We start from the raw sequence: 1,624 nt of genomic DNA, 5'->3' as shown, positions 1-1,624 counted from the left end.
GTTATGGAGTTAAGGAGTTAAGCCAAATGCTTTTTGGTGAGTAGTTAAGGTGTTAAGGAGTTATGGAGTTAAGCCAGATGTATAGGTGGCGTTAGCCATTTTTTCACCTTTTCACTCTTACACCTTTAAAAGGCGTTAGCCATTTCTTCACCTTTTCACCTTTTCACCTTTTCACTCTTTCATTTTTAGAAGTTATGGAGTTAAGCTAAGCGCTTAGTTGCACATTGGTGAACACCCTTATATACTCATCGTTGCCATAATGCTAAGCAATGCTTTACCGCTTTAATGGGCAATTGTCCTCAACTACTTCGAACGAGCAAATTATCCAAAAAGGCCCTTAAACCCCAGCTCCTCTTTATGGGGAGTTGGGGTCGAGGGGCTAATTAACAAGGCATTCATCTTCGATATTATAACAAAGTGGGTGTGTGCCAATATAATAACAACAAGGCAAATCATCCCCTCTCCCCTTGGAGAGGGGCTGGGGGTGAGGCTTTCTCCCTCAGGTCGCCTCTCAAAGAGGGGCTGGGGTGAGGCCGTTTTATAATTTTTCGCGTATGCTTTCTTTCCTTTCCCTTCATTGGCTCGACATTTTCACCACCATATTAGGCCTACTTTACATTTGGTTAGAATATCGTGCGAGCATTGCTTTATGGGTAGTGGGTATCGTAATGCCCGCCCTTGACGTGTGGCTTTATTGGCAACACGGACTGTATGGCGATGCGGGCATGGCCGTTTACTACACGTTGGCCGCCATTTATGGTTACGCCGTATGGAAGTTTGGCCGCAAACGCGGACAGACGGCAGGCCAACAGATGCCCATTACGCACATGCCGCGTAGGCTGTTTGTGCCTACCGTGGTGTTCTTTGTTGTGGCTTGGGGTGCCACTTATTATGTGTTGATAACCTTTACCGACAGCAATGTGCCCGCGCTAGATGCCTTTACCAACGCCCTAAGCTTTGTTGGCCTTTGGGCTTTGGCGCGAAAATACGTTGAGCAATGGCTGTTTTGGATTGCCGTAGACGTGGTTTGCACCGGCCTATATATATATAAGGGCATTCCCTTTAAGGCCCTGTTGTATGGCCTGTACGTGGTTATTGCCGTGGCTGGGTATAGAAAATGGAGGAGAGAGGCAGTGGTGCGGAGTTAAATATTGTGGTGATGTTAAGCGGTTGGGCCAATGGCTTGCCAATTTTGTAAGAGGAAGTCGTCTTGACTCTTAATATTTCTACAAATTGAGAGAAACCTGTTTTCTTTGTGCTTTAAAACCAAAATGAACCCTCGTTCATGTGCAAAGTACCTGGACAAAGATACGTTAAAACCTGAAATACGCCCCATTTGTCTGTTGCAATACCTAGTTATATTTCAAAAGGCAACCTGGCGGAAGTTGTTACATACATTCTCTATAAGTTGAAGACCACTTGTCGATAGCAGGTTACTTCTGCGTTTTCATGGTGCAGTATGCAGGTAGCATGCCCTGCAACCGCTCGCGCTGGCTGTCGCAAGCGTGCATGCTTTCGGTGCCGATGGCCACTCGTGCGTGTTTACGATACATTTGTTTTGTCTAGTTTTTAGTCGCAAATTTAACATTGTGAGTACCCTTTTTGTCCACCAATCGCTCATCTT

1 protein-coding gene is annotated in these 1,624 nt (G+C 45.7%); it reads left to right on the top strand.

Annotation, left to right across the window (positions count from 1 at the left end):
- Positions 1 to 554: 554 nt before the first annotated feature.
- Positions 555 to 1,148 carry a nicotinamide riboside transporter PnuC gene (pnuC, locus tag HMPREF2955_RS03095; RefSeq protein ID WP_070720867.1) on the top strand — a complete coding sequence of 198 codons (594 nt, stop codon included), beginning with the start codon at positions 555 to 557 and terminating at the stop codon, positions 1,146 to 1,148.
- Positions 1,149 to 1,624: the final 476 nt, after the last annotated feature.

Source organism: Prevotella sp. HMSC073D09 (genome assembly GCF_001814145.1).
Lineage (GTDB): Bacteria > Bacteroidota > Bacteroidia > Bacteroidales > Bacteroidaceae > Prevotella > Prevotella conceptionensis.
Note: the sequence above shows the minus strand (reverse complement) of the source record. Positions and strands in the feature narration are given on the sequence as shown.

Coding starts and splice junctions, on each gene's coding strand:
- pnuC (WP_070720867.1), top strand. CDS start 555: ATGCTTTCTTTCCTTTCCCTTCATTGGCTCGACATTTTCACCACCATA.